Genomic DNA, 18643 nt, shown 5'->3' on the forward strand with positions numbered 1-18643 from the left:
ACGGACGATTCAGCCAATTGTCAAAGTGCCCACCAGCCAACACCCTAATGTACCGCCGCGTACATGATCTTCTCCTCCGTCGCCTCCGCCGGCGAGAACTCCTCCACGATGCGGCCCTGGCGACACACCAGGATGCGGTCGGAAAGGTTCATGATCTCGGGCAGGTAGGACGAGATGACGACGACGGCCAGCCCCTCGTCGGCCAGGCGATTGATGATCTGATGTATCTCGGCGATCGCGCCGACATCGACGCCGCGCGTCGGCTCGTCGAGGATGACGATGCGCGGCCGCTGCACCAGCCCCTTGCCGATCACCACCTTCTGCTGATTGCCGCCGGACAGCTCCACCACGCGCGCGTTGTCGTTGATCGCGCGGATATTGAGCGTCTTCGTCCACTCGGCCGAAAGCTGCCGCATCTCCTGCTGGTTGATCACCCAGGCTTTTTCGCGCCCTGCCGCGAGCAGTCCGCCGAACAGGTTGTCTGCAATCCCCATCGTCTCGAAAATGCCTTCGCTCTTGCGATCCTCGGTGACATAGACGATGCCGTCGGCCACCGCTTCCGCCGGCACAAGATAGCGCACCGGCCTGTCGTCGAGCTCGATCGCGCCACCGCGCAGGAAGTCGCGCTTGTAGATACCCGAGACGATCTTGAAGGTTTCGGTGCGGCCCGACCCGATCAGCCCGAACACGCCGGTGATCTGCCCCTCGAAGATCGAGAAGGAATTGTTGCGCACGATGTTGCTCATCGAGATGTCCTGCACCGAGAGCACTTTCCGGCCCGCCTTGCGCAGCTTCGTCTCGTCGCGCCGGCGGTAGATCTGCCCCGACAGCGAGCGGCCGACCATGGCGGCGACGATCCTGTCGCGGTCGAAGCTTGACGTGTCGTCGGTGATCACCAGCTCGCCGTCGCGCAGAATGGTGATGCGGTCGGCGATCATCAGCGCTTCCTCCAGCGCGTGGCTGATGAAGACGATCGAGACGCCGCGCGCCTTCAGCCGGCGGATCAGCGCGAAGAAATGGCGCTTTTCCTCCGGCGTCAGCGTCGCGGTCGGTTCGTCGAAGATGATGATCTCGGCATTGTGATGGACGGCGCGCGCGATCTCGACCATCTGCCGCTTGGCGGCGCCAAGTGTGGCCACCATCGCGTTGGGGTCGACCGGGAAATTCAGCGACTGCAGGAACTGCTGCGCCGAGATGTAGGTGCCGCGCAGCCGGTTGAGGAATTTTTCGGTGCCGAGATAAAGGTTCTGCGCCACCGTCATCGACGGCACCAGGCTGGTCTCCTGGAACACCATGGCGATGCCGGCTTCGAGCGTGGCATGCGGAGAGGCGTAAGTCCTCTCGACGCCCTTGTGGAACATCTTGCCCGACGTCGCGGCGACCACGCCGGCGATGATCTTGGTCAGCGTCGACTTGCCGGCGCCATTCTCGCCGAGCAGCGCGTGGATCTCGCCCTTCCTGAGATCGAAGCTGACGTTCTTTACCGCCGGCACGCCGCGATAGGTCTTCGTCACGTTCTCCAGGCACACGATCGGGTCCATCAGAAGCCTCCCGCGATCGCGTCGAGCGCCAGCACGCAATCGCCACCCTTCGAGGCGACGAACAGGCGGCCGTCCTTCTCGGCCGCGCTGCAGATGCCGTGGCGCGTGCCGTTGGCGCGGCTGTGCAGGCTGAACAGCGGCTGCATGTTCTTGTCGAGCCTCGCCACCAGCCCGTAGGAGCGGCTGGGCGACCACGGCTTGTGGATGCCCATGGTGCGGATGCCGCCGCATTGCAGCGGTTCGAGGAAGCTGCGGTTGGAAGCGAGCGCCGGCGCGATCCAGTAGTCAGGCGGCACTTGACCGATCATATCCTCGCGGTAATGCGTCTCCTGCAGCACGAATTCGATCAGCCGGTTGCGCGGCGCGAACAGCGCCAGCCATGCCCCACCATCAGCGGCCGGCGCCAGCCGCGAAGGATAGCCGGGCAGATGCGCCAGAACCGTCGACCGGTGTCCGCTCGAGCCGTCGAAGTGGACAAGCTGATGCCGCCAGCTTTCGCTGACCAGCACGTCGCCGCCGATCGGATGGAGGCCATAGGGAAAGGCAATATCGCCGGCGATCTTTTCGAAACCAATGCCTCCCGCCCCGCACCGCCACAGCGAGCCGGACACGCCCTTCTTCATCAGGTCGGCGGCCCATTGCGACGGCGCGTGCTCGGCCGAACCGTTGGCCAGCCACAGCGTGCCGTCGCCTGCGTATGCAAGTGCCGTGATGCAGCGCACATCGGCCGGAAGCGAAACCTCCCGGCTCGCGAGCAGCAGCTTGCCGCTTTCCAGCCCGACCGCCAGTTCGCCGGCAGGCGACAGCGCAAGCGCGGTGACTGTCGCGGCAAAGGTCTCGACCATCGTGGGCTCGCTGTTTGCGGCAATTGCAAACACCGTATTGCCGCTGGAGGCGAGCAGCCGCTCACCGGCGACAAGCAGATTGTCGACCTCCGCCAGTTCGGCGAAGGCCGGCACATCGTCAAGCCTGGTGTTCGGCCGGAAGGCGCCGTCGAGCGGCGGGATCGTCACCGCTTTGCCACGAAAAATATCGAGCAGCGGATCGAGGATCATGGCTTTCCTCCCCAATAGGAGGCAGGGCTGGTCCAGTTGGGGTCGGCGCCTTCGATCCTGTAGCGGCCGATGCGATTGTTGAGGATGCCGCCGACGAAGAGATAGCCCTTGTGCTCGCGCATCGAGGTGACCATCGGATGCGCGGTGCCGGAGAGATCGCCGAGCGTCTCGACGATGCCGCCCTTCTCGTTGAACTTCACCACGCCGCCGGTGTTGATGTTGGGGAACAGCCACTCGTCCTGCGGCAGGCGGCGCGTCATGCGCTTGCGCATGTCGGGATGGCGCAGCGACAGGTCGAAGCTCGGCGTGCGCATGCCGAGCCAAGCCATCCAGTAGTTGCCGTCGGAAGCGCGGTTGATGTTGTCGGGATAACCCGGCATGTCGCGGATAACACATTCGGCGGTGCCGGCCTTCGGCCCCTCCAACCAGTAGCGATGCACGCGGCAGGCCCAGCTTTCGGCGAAGAACAGCGACTTGCCGTCATGCGCCATGCACACGCCGTTGGTGTAGCGGTAGCCGTCGAGCAGCGTCTTGGTCGAGCCGTCCTTCGGATCGTAGACCAGCAGGCGCCCGGTAGCACGGTTCTCGATCGAGTCCAGCGCCCAATCGTGGGCGTCGTAGCGCTTGGTCGAGTCCGTGAAATAGATCCGGCCGTCAGGCGCGATGTCGCAATCGTTGGGATCGCGCAGCCGCGCATCGTCGACGATCGAGGTCCAGGAGCGCGCCGTCTCCGCCGACAGCCGCTTCACCTCGCGCTCCGGTGACACCGAATAAAGCCCCATGGCGCCGACGCAGCTGATGAGGTTGCCTTGCCTGTCGAAGGCAAGTCCGAGCGGAAAGCCGCCGATATGAGCAAAAACCTCGGAGCGCTTGTAGTCGGGCGCGAAGAAACGGACGATCTCGCCGTGGCGCGTGCCGCAGTAAAGATGGTCGTCGCGATCGAGGATGACGTCTTCCGGCCCTTCCAGCTCGCCGAGCCCGATATGGTCGGCCTCAGACAGCCTGTTGTCGAGTTCGTAAGGGGTGCCGGAGCCAGGTGCGGCCGACTGCGTCTCGCCCATCTTGAGGTAGATCGGCGCGACATAGACCTCGTTCAGCACCTTGTGCCGGTTCTTCAGCCAGCGGATGTCGATGGTGACGGCGGCCGCCAGCAGGATGCCCAGCACCATCTGGTTGGTGCCGGTGCCATAGCCAAGCCGGATCAGGCCGTTGGTCATGGTTAGCACGATGATCGCGCCCATCAGGCCCTTGACCACCGAGCCGCGCCCGCCGCCAAGGCTGACGCCGCCGACCACGGCCGCCGTCAGCGCCATGATTTCGAGATTGAGGCCGGTGCCGGGCCCCGCGCCGCTCAGGCGGCAGGCGATGAGGAAGCCGCCGATCGAGGCGCAGAAGCCCGAGAAAACATAGGTCATGAACACGGTGCGGCGCACGCGGATGCCGGCATTGTGGGCCGAGCGGCGCGAGCCCCCCACCGCCAGCACGTGCCATCCGGGCCGCGAGCGCGTCAGCGCGATGTGGGTGACGATGGCAAGGATGATCGCCAGCCATACCGAGACCGAGAGCCCCCAGAATGTACCGTCGCCGATGAAGTCGAGCACGTCCGACGTGGCCTGGGAAAGCTGGACGTCGGCGGCATAGGTGCTGACCAGGATGTCGAACAGCGCCCGCCCGAAGATGAAGGTGACTAGCGTGGTGAGGAAAGCGCGCAGCCTGAGATACCCGACCAGGTAACCGTTGATGGCGCCGAAGATGAGCCCGGCGGCAAGTGCTGCGACCAGCGCCAGCCAGATCGACTGTTCGAGGATGAAGAAGACATAGACGGCAGAGAAGCAGGACAGCGCGAAGATCGAGCCGACCGAAAGATCGATGCCGCCGCCCAGCATCACCACGGTCATGCCGATGACGACCATCGAGAACTCGCCGAGCTGACGGGTCGATTCCTGCAGCGAGGTGGGCTTGAAGAATCCGGGAATGATTGAGCCGAACACGCCGAGCGTCGCCACCAGCGCCAGGAAGGGAATGGCGTTGTCGGTCCAGCGCTTGGTCAGGATCTCGCCGACCAGATGGTCAGGCACGAGATTGTAGCGCCAGGCCTGGAGGCGTTCGCGAAAAGTCATCGGCTGCTGCTGTTATTCACGAGAAAGAGGTGGCCGAACGGTCCGGCCACCTCGTGGAGTGCTTTTTGTCCGGCGCCCTTACTTCGCCGCCGCTTCGGCCTGCAGTGCCTTCAAGTCCCAGCAGCTCTCGGGCTTGAGGTCCGCCTTGGTCGTCGCCTTCTCCAGCGTGTAGATGTAGGTGTGCGAGGTGCCGGCCGGCTGACCGCTCTGCAGCAGGAACTTGATGACGGCGTTCATGTCGCCCGACTGGCGGGCAAGATCGGTCATCACCACGGCGCCGTAGGTGCCGTCCTGGAGCTTGTCGCAGTCGGCCGCCTTTTCGCCGCCGCCGGTGGTGACCAGGAACACCTTGCCCTCGAGCTTGGCGTCGCGGATCGCGGCCGATGCGCCGGTGGCGTCGCCGTCCCAGAAGTCGATGATCGAGCAGATGTCGGGATGCTGCTGCAGCATCGTCGTCGTCACATTGCGCGAGGTGGTCGCGTCCCAGTTGGAATCCGGCTTGGCGACGACCTGGAAGTCGGGATGCTTCTCCAGCACCTTCATGATGCCGGCATATTGATAGAGGCTGGAGGAATTCGCCTGGTCGCCCTGCACCAGACCGATCTTCTTGGAGGAAGTCTCGCCGCAGCCCTTGATCGCCGCTTCGGCCTCGAGCTGGCCGAGCTTGTCCCAGTCGCTGCCGACGAAGGCATCGGCGGGGAAGTTCGCCGGATTGTCGACGAGCAGCACATAGGTGCCGGCGGCCTGCGCCTTCTTCATCAGCTTCGAATAGGAGTTGAGGTCCGGCGCATGGATGATCAGCACGTCCGGTCGCGTGTCCGAAGCGATGGCGTCGGTGATGGCCTGCGCGCCGGCATCGACGACCCAGTTCGGGTCGCGCGTCTCGAAGGTGCCGCCCCAGGCCTCCACCTCCTTCTTGAGGTAGTGCGCCCAGCCCTGCGCCAGATCGAAACCCATCGCCAGCGGCACCAGCATGACGCGCTTGCCGTTGAGTGACTTGCTATAGGCGGCCGGGCCCGGATCATCCGCGGCGAAAGTGGGAGCAACGAAAGCCGAAACGGCAAGCGCCGTGGCCGCCGCCATCAATGTCCTGAACAATTTCATGTCACGTCCTCTGTCTCGATTGTTGCCGGCCGGTCGGCACGATGCGGCCGGGTACCCGAGAGCAAGATGGGCTAGCCCATCTGCTCTAAATGTCGCCTTGCTGCGCGGTCTGCTCGTCGCGCGGATTGATGATGCCGTCGACGATGATGGCCCCTAGCAGGATCGCCGCCTTGATCAGGTTCTGGTAGAGCAGCGGGATGTCGATGATGGTCATGGCGTTGAGCAGGATGCCGATCAGCGCCGCACCGACGAGCACGTTGCGCACCCCTCCCCGTCCGCCGGAAAGCCCGATGCCGCCGATCACCGCCACCAGCACGATGTCGTAGAGCAGCGTCGAATTGACCACGCGGGTGTTGATCGAATGCAGGCTGGCGGCCGTGAGCAGGCCGGCGATCAGCGCCACCACCGCCGAAAGCACGTAGCGCAGCACCAGCATCGGCCGCACCGGGATGCCGATGTTGCGCGCCGCAACCGGGTTGTCGCCGGCGAAATAGATGAAGCGGCCCCATTTGGTGTAGCGCAGGAACAGGAAGACCAGGAATGCAAGCCCGGCGAAAACGAAGACCTCGACCGGAATGTCGAGGAAGCGTAATCCCCCGAGCAGCTCCACCCAATGGCCCTGAGGCACCGGCACGGCATCCTGCGTGATCAGTTGCGAGCGCACATAGCCGAAGACGAAGGAGCCGGTCGCCAGCGTGACAAAGATCGCCGGCACATCGGCATAGGCGACGAGGAACCCGTTGAGCAGGCCGATGGCGAGCACGCCGGCAAGCACATAGGCGAAGGCAAGGCCGTCCGCCGTGCCGGTGTTGAGCAACTGCAGATACCAGGCGACCGACATCGCCATGATCGCCACCGCCGACAGGTCGATCCCCCGACCGATGATGACGACCGCCATGCCGAGCGCCAGGATGCCCAGCACCGAGACCGATCGGACGATGGCGACGAGATTGTCGGCGGTCAGGAAACCCGGCAGGCCGATGGCGGCCGCGGCGAACAGCAGGATGGCGATCGCAAAGACGATGCCCTCCTGATTAAGGCGCCTCCAGTCCGGCCAGCCGATCGCGTTCATCGCTATGTCTTTCGCCCCGATGGAAAGACCCTGGCGGGCCCCCAATCCCGGATGAAAACTAATCGGCTCAACAGCGGCTCGTCAAATGAATCCGCGCTCAGGAACCGCGCCTCTGCAACTATTTGCCGAGTGGACGCATCGATTGCCGTAACTGGCGCAATAGCCGGAAACTCTTGGGCTTTTGGCAATTCGTTGCCTCGATTGTACGACTCGTGAAAGAGCGCGTTCGAGGCCCGAGAGGTCGGCGGAATTTTACGCCTGCAAATGCGTCGGCGGCGATGTCAACTATTCGCGGTGTGACCCGAGACCTCGGCTCCAGCGGACGGCGGCAGGACCATGAAACGGAAAGATGCCACGAGCCCGATCAGGCCGATCGCGATGAATGCGATTCTGAAGTCGACGAGGTCGGGCGCCGTTTCGCCTCTGCCGATCTGAGACAGGTTGAGGACCGCTGCCGCTATCGCCACGCCGAACAGCATCGATATCTGCTGCAGCATGCTGGAAAGCGTCGCCGCCGAGCTGCGCTGCGCGCCGCCGATATCGGCGAAGGCAAGCGTGTTCAGCGCCGTAAACTGCATCGAGCGCGAAAGCCCGGCGACGAGCATCAGCGCCACCACCAGCGCCAGCGGCGTCTGCGGCGAGATCGCTCCGCAGGCCATGATCGCCAGCGAGGCGATCAGCCCGTTGACGATCAGCACGCGGCGGAAGCCGAAGCGCCTCAGCGTCGGCGTGGTCACCGCCTTCATGCCGAGATTGCCGAGGAAATAGGCGAGAATCAGCAAACCAGCATCGACCGGCCGCATCCCGAAGCCCACCTGGAACAGCAGCGGCAAAAGGAAGGGCGTGGCGTTGATCGCCACTCGGAAGATCGTACCTGCCGACAGCGTCGAGACGGCAAAGGTCAGCACTTTGAAGGCGGAGAGGTCGAGTAGCGGATGCGGCGTGCGCAGCAAATGCCGCACGGCGAGCCAGCCTATCGCAACGCCGGCGGCGATCAGACCGACTGTCGGCAGCATGCCGTTCTCGGGATGCGCAAGGCGCTCCAGGCCGTAGAGCATCATCGCGAGGCCGAGTGAGGTTACGAAGAAGCCCGGCCAATCGAGTGGCCTTGCCTCGGAGTCGCGATCTCCCGGCACGAAGCGCGCGACCAGGAGCAGTCCGGCCAGTCCCAGCGGAACGTTGATGAAGAAGTTCCAGTGCCAGGAGAGATAGGTGGTGATGAAACCGCCGAGCACAGGCCCTACAACCGGGGCGAACAGAGCCGGCCAGGTGATCAGCGCCGTGGCGTTGAGCAGTTCCGATTTGGCGGCGTTGCGCAGCACCAGGATGCGGCCGACCGGCGTCATCAGCGCGCTGCCCAGGCCCTGCACGATGCGGGCGGCGACGAACTGCGCCAGGCTCTGCGAGAAGCCGCAGCCGATCGAGGCCAGCGTGAACAGCGCGATCGCCACGAGGAAGATGTTGCGGGCGCCAAACCGGTCGGCGAGCCAGGCCGACAGGGGCACGAACACCGCCATGGTCAGCATGTAGGCGGTGATGCCGATGCTCATCGCCACCGCCGGCACACCGAAGGATTGCCCCATCTGCGGCAGCGACGTCGAGATGATCGTCGAATCGAGCAACTGCATGAAGAAGGCGACGGCGACGATCAGCGCAACGCGGCGTGCCTGGCGCGTAGCCATCGGCACGAGTTGGGACACGGCCTCGTTGTCGGGAATGCTGGTCATGACGCGCTGGTTGAACAGTATAAGGCTGAACCAGTCCAGAGTTTATCCAACAAACTTTCGTGTCGCCTCGCCGCCTGTTATGGGAGGTGCGGGGTCGGACAGGAAGAATGCGCGCATGAAGCCCATCTATATCGACTACCTCAATGCTCTCGACATTGAAGCCCTTGCCATGACCGATGCCGAGATCATCGGCGCCGTCGAAGCCGGGCTCGTCGCCCAGGGCAACGACCAGACGGTGATCGAGCCTCGCGTCCATCTCGAGCCGGATCCGTCCTTTCATGGCCATTTCAACGTGCTGCGCGGCTATGTGGCGCCGCTCGATGCGGCCGGCGTGAAGATCGTCGGCGACTATGTCGACAATTACCTGCACGGACTGCCGTCCGAATTCGGTATCCTGAACCTCTTCGATCCGCGCACCGGCACGCCGCGCGCCATCCTCGACGCCACCGTGATCACCGACATGCGCACCGGCGCCGTCACCGCCATCGGCGCCCGGCATCTGGCGAAGAAGTCATCCAAGGTGCTCGGCCATATCGGCGCGCGCGGCACCGCCTACTGGAATGTGCGCCTGCTCGACCATCTCTTCGACTTCGACGAGATCCGCGTCCATTCGCGCCGGCCGGAAAGCCGCGACGCCTTTGTCGCGAAACTTGCCGCCGATCTCGGCAAGCCGGTGATGGCGGTGGCTGACTGGAAAAGCTGCGTCGAAGGCGCCGACATCGTCGTCGAGGCCTCGCGGCTGCCGGAACCGCAGCCGCTGCTCAAGACCGAATGGATCAAGCGCGGCGCGCTGGTCGTGCCGTACGGCACGATGAGCGCGGTCGAACTGTCGCTCACCGACATCATGCAAAAGATCGTCGTCGACGACTGGGGCCAGTGCAAGGGCGGCAAGTTCGGCTCGCTGCGCGCCCATGTCGAGACCGGGCGCCTGAGCGAGGCGACGCTGCACGCCGAGCTCGGCCAGATCGCAGCCGGCCTCAAGCCGGGCCGGCAAAGCGACGGTGAGACGATCCTGTTGTGGCACCGCGGCCTGTCGCTCTCCGATATCGCGCTGGGCAAGGCGATGCTGGCCAAGGCTGGCGAAAACGGTATCGGCCAGAGGCTGCGCTTCGCATGACCCCGCTCGTTCTCACCGGCGCCGGCGTCAGCATCGACGATGTGGCCGCTGTCGCGCGCAATGCGGGCAAGATCGAGGTGACGCCGACGGTCGTCGAGAAGCTCGGCAACGCACGCAAGGTGCTCGATGAGGCCGCCGCCGGCGGCCAGCAGATCTATGGGCTGAACACCGGGCTTGGCGCCAATCTCGGCACCACCGTTGAAGACGATGCCGGCGCCTTTCAGCGCCAGCTTCTCGACGGGCGCGGCGCCGCGGTGGGCGAAACGCTGCCTGTCCAGATCGTGCGGGCGGCGATGTTTGCCCGCGTCGCCATGCTCGCTGCCGGCGGCTCCGGACTCTCGCCGCATGTCTTCACCGCGCTCGTCGATGCGCTTAACGCCGGCGTCCATCCGGCGATGCCCTCGCTCGGCTCGATAGGCGCCGGCGACCTGGTGCTGATGGCGGCGATCGCCCACACGCTGATCGGCGAGGGCGATGCCGATTACCAGGGCCGGCGCATGCCGTCGGCCAAGGCGCTGATGATGGCGCGCATCGCCCCGGTCAGCCTGGCGCCGAAGGACGGCCTGTCGTTGATCAACGCCTCGGCGGTCTCCACCGGCGCCGCCGCGCTGGCGCTTGTCGACGTGTTGTCGGCGCTCGAACAGCAGCAGCAAGCCGGCGCGCTGACCATGGAAGCGCTCGGCGCCAACCGTACGATCCTCGATCCGCGCCTCCACCAGGCACGGCCTGCGGCCTGCCAGCAGGTTGCCGCAAAGGCGCTGCGCGACCTGCTCGCCCGCGACGACGCACCGGCGCCGACCACCATTCAGGATCCGCTGTCGATCCGCTGCATGCCCTCCATCCATGGCGCGCTGATCCAGGCGATCGATCATGCGCGGCTTGCCGTCGAGATCGAGCTCAACGCCGCGGCCGACAATCCGCTGGTGCTCGTCGACGATGCGCTGGTGCTGTCGACCGGCAATTTCCACACCGCCTCGCTCGCGCTGGCTTTCGAGACTTTGGGGCTGGCGATCGCTCAGTGCGCGGCGGCTACTGCCGCCCGCTTCATCCAGCTCACCGGTTCAGGCCGTAACGGCCTGCCGAAATACCTCTCGCCGGTCGGCGGCGCCTCCGCCGGTTTCGTGCCGCTGCAGAAGACGGCGGCGGCGATCCTGGCCGCGATCCGCCACAAGGCCAATCCCGTAATGCTCGACTTCCTGCCCGTATCCGAAGGCGTCGAGGACCACGCCACGCAGACTCCCCTCGCCGTGGCGAAGTGCGCCGAGATGATCGTGCTGTGGCGGCGCCTGGTCGCCTTCGAGCTGATGGCGGCGGCGCAGGCGATCGACCTGCGCGAAGGGCTGACGCTGGCGTCCGCCACCGGAGCGATCCACGCGGCTGTCCGCGCCCACGTGCCGACGCTCAAGGAAGACAGGCCGCTCGGCCCCAATGCCGATGCGCTGCACTCCGTGCTCGCCGACGGATATTGGCACCCTGCGGTGCACCAAACGCTGCTCGTTTAAAGCATGTGTCCCGAAAATAGGAACCGGTTTGGGGACAAAGAGCTTTAGATTTTCTCGTCCACCTTCTTCATGAAGAGGCTGAGCTCGTTCGGATCCATATGCACGATTTGCCGGTCTTCCGGGTAGGCGCCGCTGTTGACGTCGGCGACATATTCCGAGAACGCCGCGATGCGCTCCGCCTGCAGCCGGTCGTATTCGGCGGCGAAGTTGCGGTAGACCTTCGAGTGGCGCGGCATGTGACCGCGATTGGTGCCGAGAATATCTTCGGCAAACAGGTATTGCGCATCACAGCCTGTCCCCGCGCCCATCGACAGCATGATGAGCGAGGTGCGCTCGGAGATCGCCTTCGCCACTTCAACCGGCACCACCTCGATCTCGGCGCCGATCGCGCCGGCGGCTTCCAACTGCTTCACCGCCTCGAACACTTGCATGGCGGTGTCGGCGGTCTTGCCGACCGCCTTGAAACCGCCGGTCCAGGTCGCGCGGGAAGGAATGAGGCCAACATGGCCGATGACGGGAATAGCGTCGTCGGCCATGCGCTTGATGGTCGCATAGCCGGCGCTGCAATAGACGGCATCGGCGCCGGCCTTGTAGAGCCTGAACGACCAGCGCACAAAATCATCAGCGGTGCCGATCTCGTAGAAATTGTCGCCCGGCATGGTGAAGAGGCTGGGCGCCGCGTCGCGGTACTGCGGGTTGAGCACCAGTTCCGGCGACACCGAGACGATGTCGACACCGGCGCGCTCGGCGGCTTCGGCCTCATCGAGCGTCAGCACGCGCAGCATGGTCAGCTGCCGCTTGCCCTTCATGGCGCGCAGATCGGCAACGGTCGGTCTCTTTCGGCTCATCGATTTCTGTTCCTTCGTAGCTTGGCTGGTGCGGCTGATCAGTCGATTCCGATCCAGACTTTACCGGCCTCGACCTTGACCGGATAGGTCTTGAGGTTGATGCAGACCGGCGCGCCCTTGGCCTGGCCGGTCTTGTAGTTGAAGCGGCCGTTGTGCTTCGGGCATTCGATGATGTCGTCCATCACCAGCCCGTCGGCGAGATGCGTCTTCTCGTGCGTGCAGAAGCCGTCGGTAGCGAAGAACTCGTCGTCCGGCGAGCGGTAGATCGCGAAGCTGCGGCCGCCATGGTCGAAGCGGATCACGTCCTCCTCGTCCACATCGTCCACCGCGCAAGCTTCGACCCAGTCCGCCATCGTCTCTCTCCGGATTGTCACGTGCCGCCTATTCGGCCGCGGCCGCCGTTATATCCAGATCGTGGAACTCGCCACGATAAGGCTTGGCCGTCGGCGGCAGTTCGCGCTTGAGGTAGTAGTCCTCATATTTCAGTTGCCTGAGCAGCACCGGCCAGACCTCGCGATAGGCATGCCATATCGATGGGTTCGGCTCGGGCAGGTCGTGCTTGATCAGCTCATGCAGCTTGGGCAGCAAGTGATAGGGCACCATCGGGAACATATGGTGTTCCACATGGTAGTTCATGTTCCAGTAGATAAACCGGCTGATCGGGTTCATGTAGACGGTGCGCGTGTTGAGCCGGTGGTCGGTGACGTTGTCGGCAAGCCCGATATGCTGGAGCAAGCCGGTCATCACCATGTGCCAGGTGCCATAGAGACGCGGCAGGCCGATCAGCACCAACGGTATCCATGATTTAAGCGCGATCGCGACAGCGATCGTCGCGGCATACACGACCATATGCCAGCGCGCGGCGATCACCGCCTTATGCTGTTCCATCTCCGGGATGTAGCTCTTCTCGTCGTCCGACAATTTGCCGAAGGCTTGGCGCGCCAGCGTCGGCAGCGAATAGCGAAAATCGAGGATGCCGGTGAAGGCGAGCGCCGCTTTAAGCAGATCCGGCGGCCGCATCACGGCGATCTCGGCATCGCGGCCGACGATGATGGTGTCGGTGTGATGGCGGGCATGGCTCCAGCGCCACTGCACCGGATTGCGCATCAGCATGAAGGAGGCGATGTGGTAGACGACGTCGTTCATCCAGCGCGTGCGGAACGCGGTGCCGTGGCCGCATTCGTGCCAGCGCGAGTCGCTCGACGAGCCGTAGAGCACGCCATAGACGAACAGGAACGGCACGACCCACCACGTGCCCCAGAACCAGACGATGCCGGCGGCCGAACCCAGGATGGCAGCGATCCAGATGATGGTGTCGCGGATCGCCGGCCCGTCGGAGCGCTGCATCAGCTCCTTCATGGTCTTGCGCGCCACGTCGGTGTGATACCACTCGGCCGAGGCGAGCCCGGTCTCGATCGCAAGCCGAGTACTCTCACCGACAAGGCTGTAGTCGCGCTTTTTTGCCATCGTCGTCACATTTGCCTCCAATCTTCGCGCACCGCTGGCAATCCGGTCCGCCGGCCGGAGGGCTCGCTATGGATAACTGTCGCGCTCATGCCCTGCCCGCCAGTTTTGGAAACCTGCCGGAGGGTTGAGGATAATCCCGCTCGGGCTGGCGGGCGATGGCCGCGATCCTGTCTTCCGCGTCGGCGATCGCGTCCTTGCCGTCAAGGACGCGGAACACCGCGTCATAGGCACGCACTTCGCCATGCTCCAGCCAGATCATCTCACCGCGCTCGCGCGCCGCAAGGTTGCCGAGGACGTGGTGGGTCGAAGGCTCGATGCCGAGCGCGTACTGCCCGGCCTGAAAATTCTGCCACTGATAGCAGCAGGGCAGCTGATCCTTGCGGGTGACGACCTCGAAGCCGAGGCCGAGACGATCGTTGACGACGGCCACCGGCACCTCGCCCTTGCCGTCGGCGCTGAGCTCGTGCTGCCAGACCTGCTCGCTGAACCCGAGCTGCGGCGCCGGCACGCTGCGGTAGCCGACCTTCTGCGCCTCGTAGCGCTCGCCAGCATGCGCGGCCCATACCACGTCACGAATCGGCGCCAGGTAGCGCGAGCCCTCGTCGAGCAACGGGTGGCCGACATTGACGTGATAGAAATACATATGTGGCGTGCGGTGGAAGCCGTGATTGACGACGCGGTCGGAAATCCGGATTTCGTTGCCGCCGACATCGGCCTCGATGCGGCGGATGAGATGCAGATCCTCGCCGAACACGCTTGCCTGCTGGACGATGCCCTCCGCCCACAGCACACAGCGGTCGCCGTCCCAGCGCTCGCCATAGCCGGTCAGCCGCGCCGGAATGGTGCCGATGCGCCCATGCAGCGAATGCACCACGGTTCTGCGGCCAGGATAGTTGTAGTTCTCGGCCGAAACCTCGTTGCGGCCGAGTATATGGTCGAGGCCGCAGGTGACGAGCAGGCCGGAGAAGGACCGCCCCCAGGCAAAGCCGTCCTCTCCTTCATAGTCGTGCAGCCCGGGATGGCGGAAGCCGCTCGGCGAATGCCAGCCGATCGCCTGGCCCTTGTACTCGCAATCGGCGATGTCGAGCGCGCGGTCGACGAGCGCGGTGAAGCGCAGGCCCGAGCCGGTGCGGAATTCGAGCATGCGGATGCCGCGCTCGACGCCGTCGCCAAGCGTCATCAGCCGCACGCCGGCGAATTGCGACAGCATGCCGGAGCGTTCGGCGACCTGCCGCCGCGAAAGCGTCTGTCCGTAAAGCATCACCATGCCGTCACTGCGCCATTTTCATCAGGGCCGACATATCGGCGCCGGTTATCAAGCTTTCCACGGTCAGAAGATCGGTGTCGGCGACGGTCTGCTCGGCGACGATCTCGCCGCGCCGCATGACGATGATGCGGTCGGCAACCTCGAACACGTGGTGGATGTTGTGGGTGATCAAGAGCACCGAATGACCGGCCGCGCGCATCTCCTTGACGAAGCGCAGCACGCCATGCGTCTCCTCGACGCCGAGATTGTTGGTCGGCTCGTCAAGGATGATCACCTTGGCGGCGAATTGCATGGCGCGCGAGATCGCGATCGACTGGCGCTCGCCCCCGGAAAGCGTCGAGACCAGGGCGTCGGCGTCGAGCTTCTTCGAGATGCCGACGCGCTTCAAAAGCGCCGAGGCAGCATCGCGCAGCTTGGCGAGGTCGAGCGGCGCGAACACGCCAAGCCATTTCAGATTGACCGGCTCGCGCCCAAGGAACAGGTTGCGCGCGATGCTGAGGTCCGGCGCCAGCGACGTATCCTGGTGGATGGTCTCGATGCCGAGATCCATCGCCTCGCGCGTCGAGCGGATCGAGACCTTCTCGCCGCGCACATAGATGTCGCCGCGATCGATCGGGAAGACGCCGGAGATCGCCTTGATCAGTGTCGACTTGCCGGCGCCGTTGTCGCCGAGCAGCGCCACCACTTCGCCTTCTCTAAGCGTCAGCGAAGCACTCTTCAGCGCGCGCACGCTGCCGAAGGATTTTTGCAGATTCTGCAGCCGGAGCACTTCCTGCATCATCGTCAGCTCCTTGCGGCGTTTTTCTGCAGCAGAGCGTGCAGGATGAGCATGGCGAGGATGATGACCCCGACGAAGATGTTGTAGGCCAGCCCAGGCACGCCGACGAGCACGATGCCGTTGCGGATCGTGCGCAGCATCAGCGCGCCGACAATGGTGCCGAGGATCGTGCCGCGGCCGCCGGTCAGCGCCGTGCCGCCGACCACCACCATCGCGATCACTTCGAGCTCGTAACCCGTGCCCGCCACGGGCGATGCCGCCGAGATGCGGAAGGCGCTGATCATGCCGGCAAGCCCGGCAAGCACCGAGGTCAGGATGAACAGCCAGATCTTGACCGCGTCGGCCGGCACGCCGCGCGCCACCGCGGCGTTGCGGTTGGAGCCGATGGCGCTGATCCAGTTGCCGAGCTTGGCGTAGCGCAGCACATAGACGGCAAGCAGCGACAGGCCCATGAACCACCAGAGCGAGGTGTAGAAACGGAATGAACCGACATTGAAGCTGCCGGCGAGCAGCGTCACGAAGAACCCCGGTTCATTCCAGGATTTCAGCGGAAAGCCCTGCGTGATGTAGAGCGCGGCACCGCGCACGATCAGCAGCATCGACAGCGTCACCAGGAAGGACGAGATGCCGATCTTGGTGACGATCACGCCGTTGACCGCGCCGATCGCGATGCAGAGCAGAAGCCCGGCGAGCAGCGCCACGCCGATATCGACCCCGGTGTTCTGCACCAGCAGCATGACCACCACCGGCGCCAGCGCGAACACCGCGCCGACCGACAGGTCGAACTCGCCGGCGGTGAGCAAGAGCGTCATGCCGAGCGCGATGATGCCGAGCTCGGGCAGGAAGGCCATCATGTTGGAGATGTTGAGCGGCGACAGGAAGTTGCCGTCGGCGACCGCGAACACCACGAGAAGGGCGACGAGAATGACGAAGGAGGAGAATTGCGGCGAGCGCATCAGGCCGGGCCTGCCCTTCGCGCTTCGTGCGCCGTCTTCCACGGTGACTGCCCCGATTTGATGAACCATGACTTGCTGAACCATGCTTTCTGCATGGCGCCCGCCGCTCGCGCGGCGGACGCCGATTTCCTTACTTCTTGTCGTAGAGCTTCAGGATCGGTTCGACGCTGGAGGCGTCGTAGAGACCGAAGGTGTGGATGTCGTAGCCGATCGGCTCGCCCGAAGCCGCGAGACCGAGCAGTGCCACCGGCATGAAGCCTTGCGCCGACGGATATTGCCAGGCGGCGGCGTTGACGAACCCGTCCTTGACCGCTTCGGCCGTCTCCTTCGAATTGCCCCAGCCGACCACCGGGATCTTGCCCGCCGGAATGCCGGCGCCGTCGAACACCCGCTTCACGCTGGCCGCTACGGAGTCGCCGAGCGCAATGATCGCCGGCGGATTGTTGGCGACCATATAGTCGGTCATCTTGGCGATGATGCCGGCCGGATCGGTGCCGCAGTCGACCACGTCATATTTGATGCCGAGCGGATCGAAGACGCCGGCGATGCCTTCCGTCTCGAGCTGCTGATAGCTGGCGCCGGGAACCTCGACCGGCAGGAACACCTTGTCGCCCTGCTTCACCATCTTGTGGTCGACGAGATACTTCGCCCAGATCGCGCCGGCTTCCTTGAGGTCGGCGCCGACATAGGCCTGGCGGCCCGTTGCCGGATCGTCGGTGTTGAAGAACACGATCGGGACGCCGGCTGCCTTGGCCGCCTTCACCTCCTCGGTCCACAGGCCCGGCTGCGCCGAGGTTGTGGCGATGCCGTCCGGCTTGGCGGCAAGCGCCGCATTGAAAGCCTCCTTCTGCGCCGCCATGTCGCCGCCGCTGAAGGAGATCTTGCAGGTCACCTTGAGCTGGTCGCAGGCGTTGGTGGCGCCGGCATTCCAGTCGATCCAGAACGCGTCCGAGGGACCGCCATGCGACAAAAGGTAAAATGTCTTCTGGCCGTCCTGCGCCTGCGCGGCCGATCCCAACGCAACGCCGGCAAGCAAAGTCGCCGCGGCCGCCAGCTTCAATCCAAACTTCATCATCTCGTTTCCTCCACTCATATCTGACAAAGGTGCCGGCGCCGCCCGAAAGGCGGCGCGGCGCAGCCTCACAGCCCGTTCTCTCGGAACTTCCCGTCGAGGAACTTCTTGGCGCGCGGCACGTCGTCTTCCGACAGATGCTCAATGATGACCGGGATGTTCGGGTGCTTCTCGGCCAGACGCTTGAGGTAGAGATCGTAGTTCAGCGAGCCGAGGCCCGGCGCCGGCAGCTCGATCTCACCAACGCCGCGGAAGGTGTGGCTTTCCATCGCGTCGGCGTCGCCGATATCGGCATGCTTCTCCGACTTGTCGTCGCCCGAGCGCTTGACGTCCTTGGCGTGCGCTATCTTGATCTTGTCGGTCAGCGTGTCGAAGACCTGGTTCAGGATCTGGTCCATCCGGTCGATGTTGTGGGTCTCGAAATAATTGGTCGGGTCCATCAGCAGGCCGAGGCCGGGATGGTCGACCTGCGCGAACATCTTCACCGTTTCCTCGACCGAGCCGACGACGTTGTTGACATAGGTTTCGAGCAGGAAGACCGCGCCGTGGTCATAGGCCGTCTGGGCGAGGTCCGCGATCACCTTGCGGCACTCTTCAAAACCTTCCTCGGTCTTGTTCTTGGGGTGATGCACCCAATCGGACTCGGTATTGTAGGTGCCGGTCTCGGAGATCACGTAAGGCGAGCCGAAATGGCGGGCGTTGCGGATGATCTCCTTGAGATAGCCGACGCGCTTCTCGCGCTCCGCCTTGTCCGGATGGATGATGTTGGTATAGCCCGACACACAGCAGACCGGCAGGTTATGGTCGCGGAAGGTGTCGCGCACCTTCTTCGCCTTGTCCTTGGTGATCTGGCCCGCCGACAGATCGATATCCTTGAAATGCAGATCGAGCTGCACCGTGTTGAAGCCGAGGCCGCGGATCTTCCGCGCCGTCTCTTCGAGGCCGTACGGGAAATACCCCGTGAAAATGCCTGCCTGCATCATGGTGTGAATTCCTCCTTGTAAGCGATTCAGTTGA

16 protein-coding genes are annotated in these 18643 nt (G+C 64.4%); 2 read left to right on the plus strand and 14 right to left on the minus strand.

What is annotated here, in order from left to right:
- Positions 1-44 precede the first annotated feature (44 nt).
- The 6 genes from AC4FWB_RS07620 to AC4FWB_RS07645 form a co-directional block, all read right to left on the minus strand.
- On the minus strand, positions 45-1541 hold the full coding sequence (locus AC4FWB_RS07620) for a sugar ABC transporter ATP-binding protein (RefSeq protein WP_491025328.1): 1497 nt from the start codon (positions 1539-1541) through the stop codon (positions 45-47).
- Complete coding sequence (locus AC4FWB_RS07625; RefSeq protein ID WP_491025329.1) at positions 1541-2596, minus strand: SMP-30/gluconolactonase/LRE family protein; 1056 nt, start codon at positions 2594-2596, stop codon at positions 1541-1543. The genes AC4FWB_RS07620 and AC4FWB_RS07625 overlap by 1 nt, the downstream gene beginning before the upstream one ends.
- Positions 2593-4716, minus strand: a complete 2124-nt coding sequence (locus tag AC4FWB_RS07630) for an ABC transporter permease (protein ID WP_491025330.1) — start codon at positions 4714-4716, stop codon at positions 2593-2595. Before AC4FWB_RS07630 ends, AC4FWB_RS07625 begins: the two co-directional genes overlap by 4 nt.
- Before the next feature lie 78 nt (positions 4717-4794).
- Complete coding sequence (locus AC4FWB_RS07635) at positions 4795-5820, minus strand: sugar ABC transporter substrate-binding protein (RefSeq protein WP_491025332.1); 1026 nt, start codon at positions 5818-5820, stop codon at positions 4795-4797.
- Between the two features lie 85 nt (positions 5821-5905).
- Complete coding sequence (locus tag AC4FWB_RS07640) at positions 5906-6892, minus strand: ABC transporter permease (RefSeq protein WP_491025333.1); 987 nt, start codon at positions 6890-6892, stop codon at positions 5906-5908.
- Positions 6893-7173: 281 nt separating this feature from the next.
- Complete coding sequence (locus tag AC4FWB_RS07645) at positions 7174-8619, minus strand: DHA2 family efflux MFS transporter permease subunit (protein WP_491025334.1); 1446 nt, start codon at positions 8617-8619, stop codon at positions 7174-7176.
- A gap of 115 nt (positions 8620-8734) precedes the next feature.
- On the opposite strand from AC4FWB_RS07645, the gene AC4FWB_RS07650 reads away from it, so the two are divergent.
- Both AC4FWB_RS07650 and AC4FWB_RS07655 read left to right on the plus strand, forming a co-directional pair.
- A complete protein-coding gene (locus tag AC4FWB_RS07650) occupies positions 8735-9736 on the plus strand; it encodes an ornithine cyclodeaminase family protein (RefSeq protein ID WP_491025335.1) in 1002 nt (333 codons plus the stop codon).
- Positions 9733-11238, plus strand: a complete 1506-nt coding sequence (locus AC4FWB_RS07655) for an HAL/PAL/TAL family ammonia-lyase (RefSeq protein WP_491025336.1) — start codon at positions 9733-9735, stop codon at positions 11236-11238. The genes AC4FWB_RS07650 and AC4FWB_RS07655 overlap by 4 nt, the downstream gene beginning before the upstream one ends.
- Before the next feature lie 44 nt (positions 11239-11282).
- On the opposite strand, the gene AC4FWB_RS07660 is transcribed toward AC4FWB_RS07655, so the two are convergent.
- The 8 genes from AC4FWB_RS07660 to AC4FWB_RS07695 all read right to left on the minus strand — a co-directional run bounded on the left by AC4FWB_RS07660 (position 11283) and on the right by AC4FWB_RS07695 (position 18609).
- On the minus strand, positions 11283-12086 hold the full coding sequence (locus AC4FWB_RS07660; protein ID WP_491025337.1) for a 3-methyl-2-oxobutanoate hydroxymethyltransferase: 804 nt from the start codon (positions 12084-12086) through the stop codon (positions 11283-11285).
- Between the two features lie 38 nt (positions 12087-12124).
- Positions 12125-12439, minus strand: a complete 315-nt coding sequence (locus AC4FWB_RS07665; protein WP_491025338.1) for a MocE family 2Fe-2S type ferredoxin — start codon at positions 12437-12439, stop codon at positions 12125-12127.
- Between the two features lie 28 nt (positions 12440-12467).
- Positions 12468-13553: a fatty acid desaturase family protein gene (locus tag AC4FWB_RS07670; protein WP_491025572.1), complete on the minus strand. Its 1086-nt coding sequence runs from the start codon at positions 13551-13553 to the stop codon at positions 12468-12470.
- Positions 13554-13638: 85 nt separating this feature from the next.
- Complete coding sequence (locus AC4FWB_RS07675) at positions 13639-14820, minus strand: aldose 1-epimerase family protein (RefSeq protein ID WP_491025339.1); 1182 nt, start codon at positions 14818-14820, stop codon at positions 13639-13641.
- Positions 14821-14824: 4 nt separating this feature from the next.
- Entirely contained in the window at positions 14825-15601 is a 777-nt protein-coding gene (locus tag AC4FWB_RS07680; RefSeq protein WP_491025341.1) for an ATP-binding cassette domain-containing protein, read from the minus strand.
- 2 nt (positions 15602-15603) lie between these two features.
- The gene (locus tag AC4FWB_RS07685) at positions 15604-16554 is read right to left on the minus strand and encodes an ABC transporter permease (RefSeq protein ID WP_491025573.1); all 951 of its coding nucleotides are present in this window, start codon (positions 16552-16554) and stop codon (positions 15604-15606) included.
- Between the two features lie 130 nt (positions 16555-16684).
- Complete coding sequence (locus AC4FWB_RS07690) at positions 16685-17629, minus strand: sugar ABC transporter substrate-binding protein (RefSeq protein ID WP_491025342.1); 945 nt, start codon at positions 17627-17629, stop codon at positions 16685-16687.
- A 65-nt stretch (positions 17630-17694) separates the two neighbouring features.
- Positions 17695-18609 carry a sugar phosphate isomerase/epimerase family protein gene (locus AC4FWB_RS07695; protein ID WP_491025343.1) on the minus strand — a complete coding sequence of 305 codons (915 nt, stop codon included), beginning with the start codon at positions 18607-18609 and terminating at the stop codon, positions 17695-17697.
- Positions 18610-18643 lie beyond the last annotated feature (34 nt).

The sequence above is a fragment of the Mesorhizobium sp. LEGMi-168a genome (genome assembly GCF_058312955.1).

Coding starts and splice junctions, on each gene's coding strand:
- AC4FWB_RS07680 (WP_491025341.1), bottom strand. CDS start 15,601: ATGATGCAGGAAGTGCTCCGGCTGCAGAATCTGCAAAAATCCTTCGGC.
- AC4FWB_RS07625 (WP_491025329.1), bottom strand. CDS start 2,596: ATGATCCTCGATCCGCTGCTCGATATTTTTCGTGGCAAAGCGGTGACG.
- AC4FWB_RS07665 (WP_491025338.1), bottom strand. CDS start 12,439: ATGGCGGACTGGGTCGAAGCTTGCGCGGTGGACGATGTGGACGAGGAG.
- AC4FWB_RS07650 (WP_491025335.1), top strand. CDS start 8,735: ATGAAGCCCATCTATATCGACTACCTCAATGCTCTCGACATTGAAGCC.
- AC4FWB_RS07685 (WP_491025573.1), bottom strand. CDS start 16,554: ATGCGCTCGCCGCAATTCTCCTCCTTCGTCATTCTCGTCGCCCTTCTC.
- AC4FWB_RS07655 (WP_491025336.1), top strand. CDS start 9,733: ATGACCCCGCTCGTTCTCACCGGCGCCGGCGTCAGCATCGACGATGTG.
- AC4FWB_RS07635 (WP_491025332.1), bottom strand. CDS start 5,820: ATGAAATTGTTCAGGACATTGATGGCGGCGGCCACGGCGCTTGCCGTT.
- AC4FWB_RS07640 (WP_491025333.1), bottom strand. CDS start 6,892: ATGAACGCGATCGGCTGGCCGGACTGGAGGCGCCTTAATCAGGAGGGC.
- AC4FWB_RS07670 (WP_491025572.1), bottom strand. CDS start 13,553: ATGGCAAAAAAGCGCGACTACAGCCTTGTCGGTGAGAGTACTCGGCTT.
- AC4FWB_RS07645 (WP_491025334.1), bottom strand. CDS start 8,619: ATGACCAGCATTCCCGACAACGAGGCCGTGTCCCAACTCGTGCCGATG.
- AC4FWB_RS07690 (WP_491025342.1), bottom strand. CDS start 17,629: ATGATGAAGTTTGGATTGAAGCTGGCGGCCGCGGCGACTTTGCTTGCC.
- AC4FWB_RS07695 (WP_491025343.1), bottom strand. CDS start 18,609: ATGATGCAGGCAGGCATTTTCACGGGGTATTTCCCGTACGGCCTCGAA.
- AC4FWB_RS07675 (WP_491025339.1), bottom strand. CDS start 14,820: ATGGTGATGCTTTACGGACAGACGCTTTCGCGGCGGCAGGTCGCCGAA.
- AC4FWB_RS07620 (WP_491025328.1), bottom strand. CDS start 1,541: ATGGACCCGATCGTGTGCCTGGAGAACGTGACGAAGACCTATCGCGGC.
- AC4FWB_RS07630 (WP_491025330.1), bottom strand. CDS start 4,716: ATGACTTTTCGCGAACGCCTCCAGGCCTGGCGCTACAATCTCGTGCCT.
- AC4FWB_RS07660 (WP_491025337.1), bottom strand. CDS start 12,086: ATGAGCCGAAAGAGACCGACCGTTGCCGATCTGCGCGCCATGAAGGGC.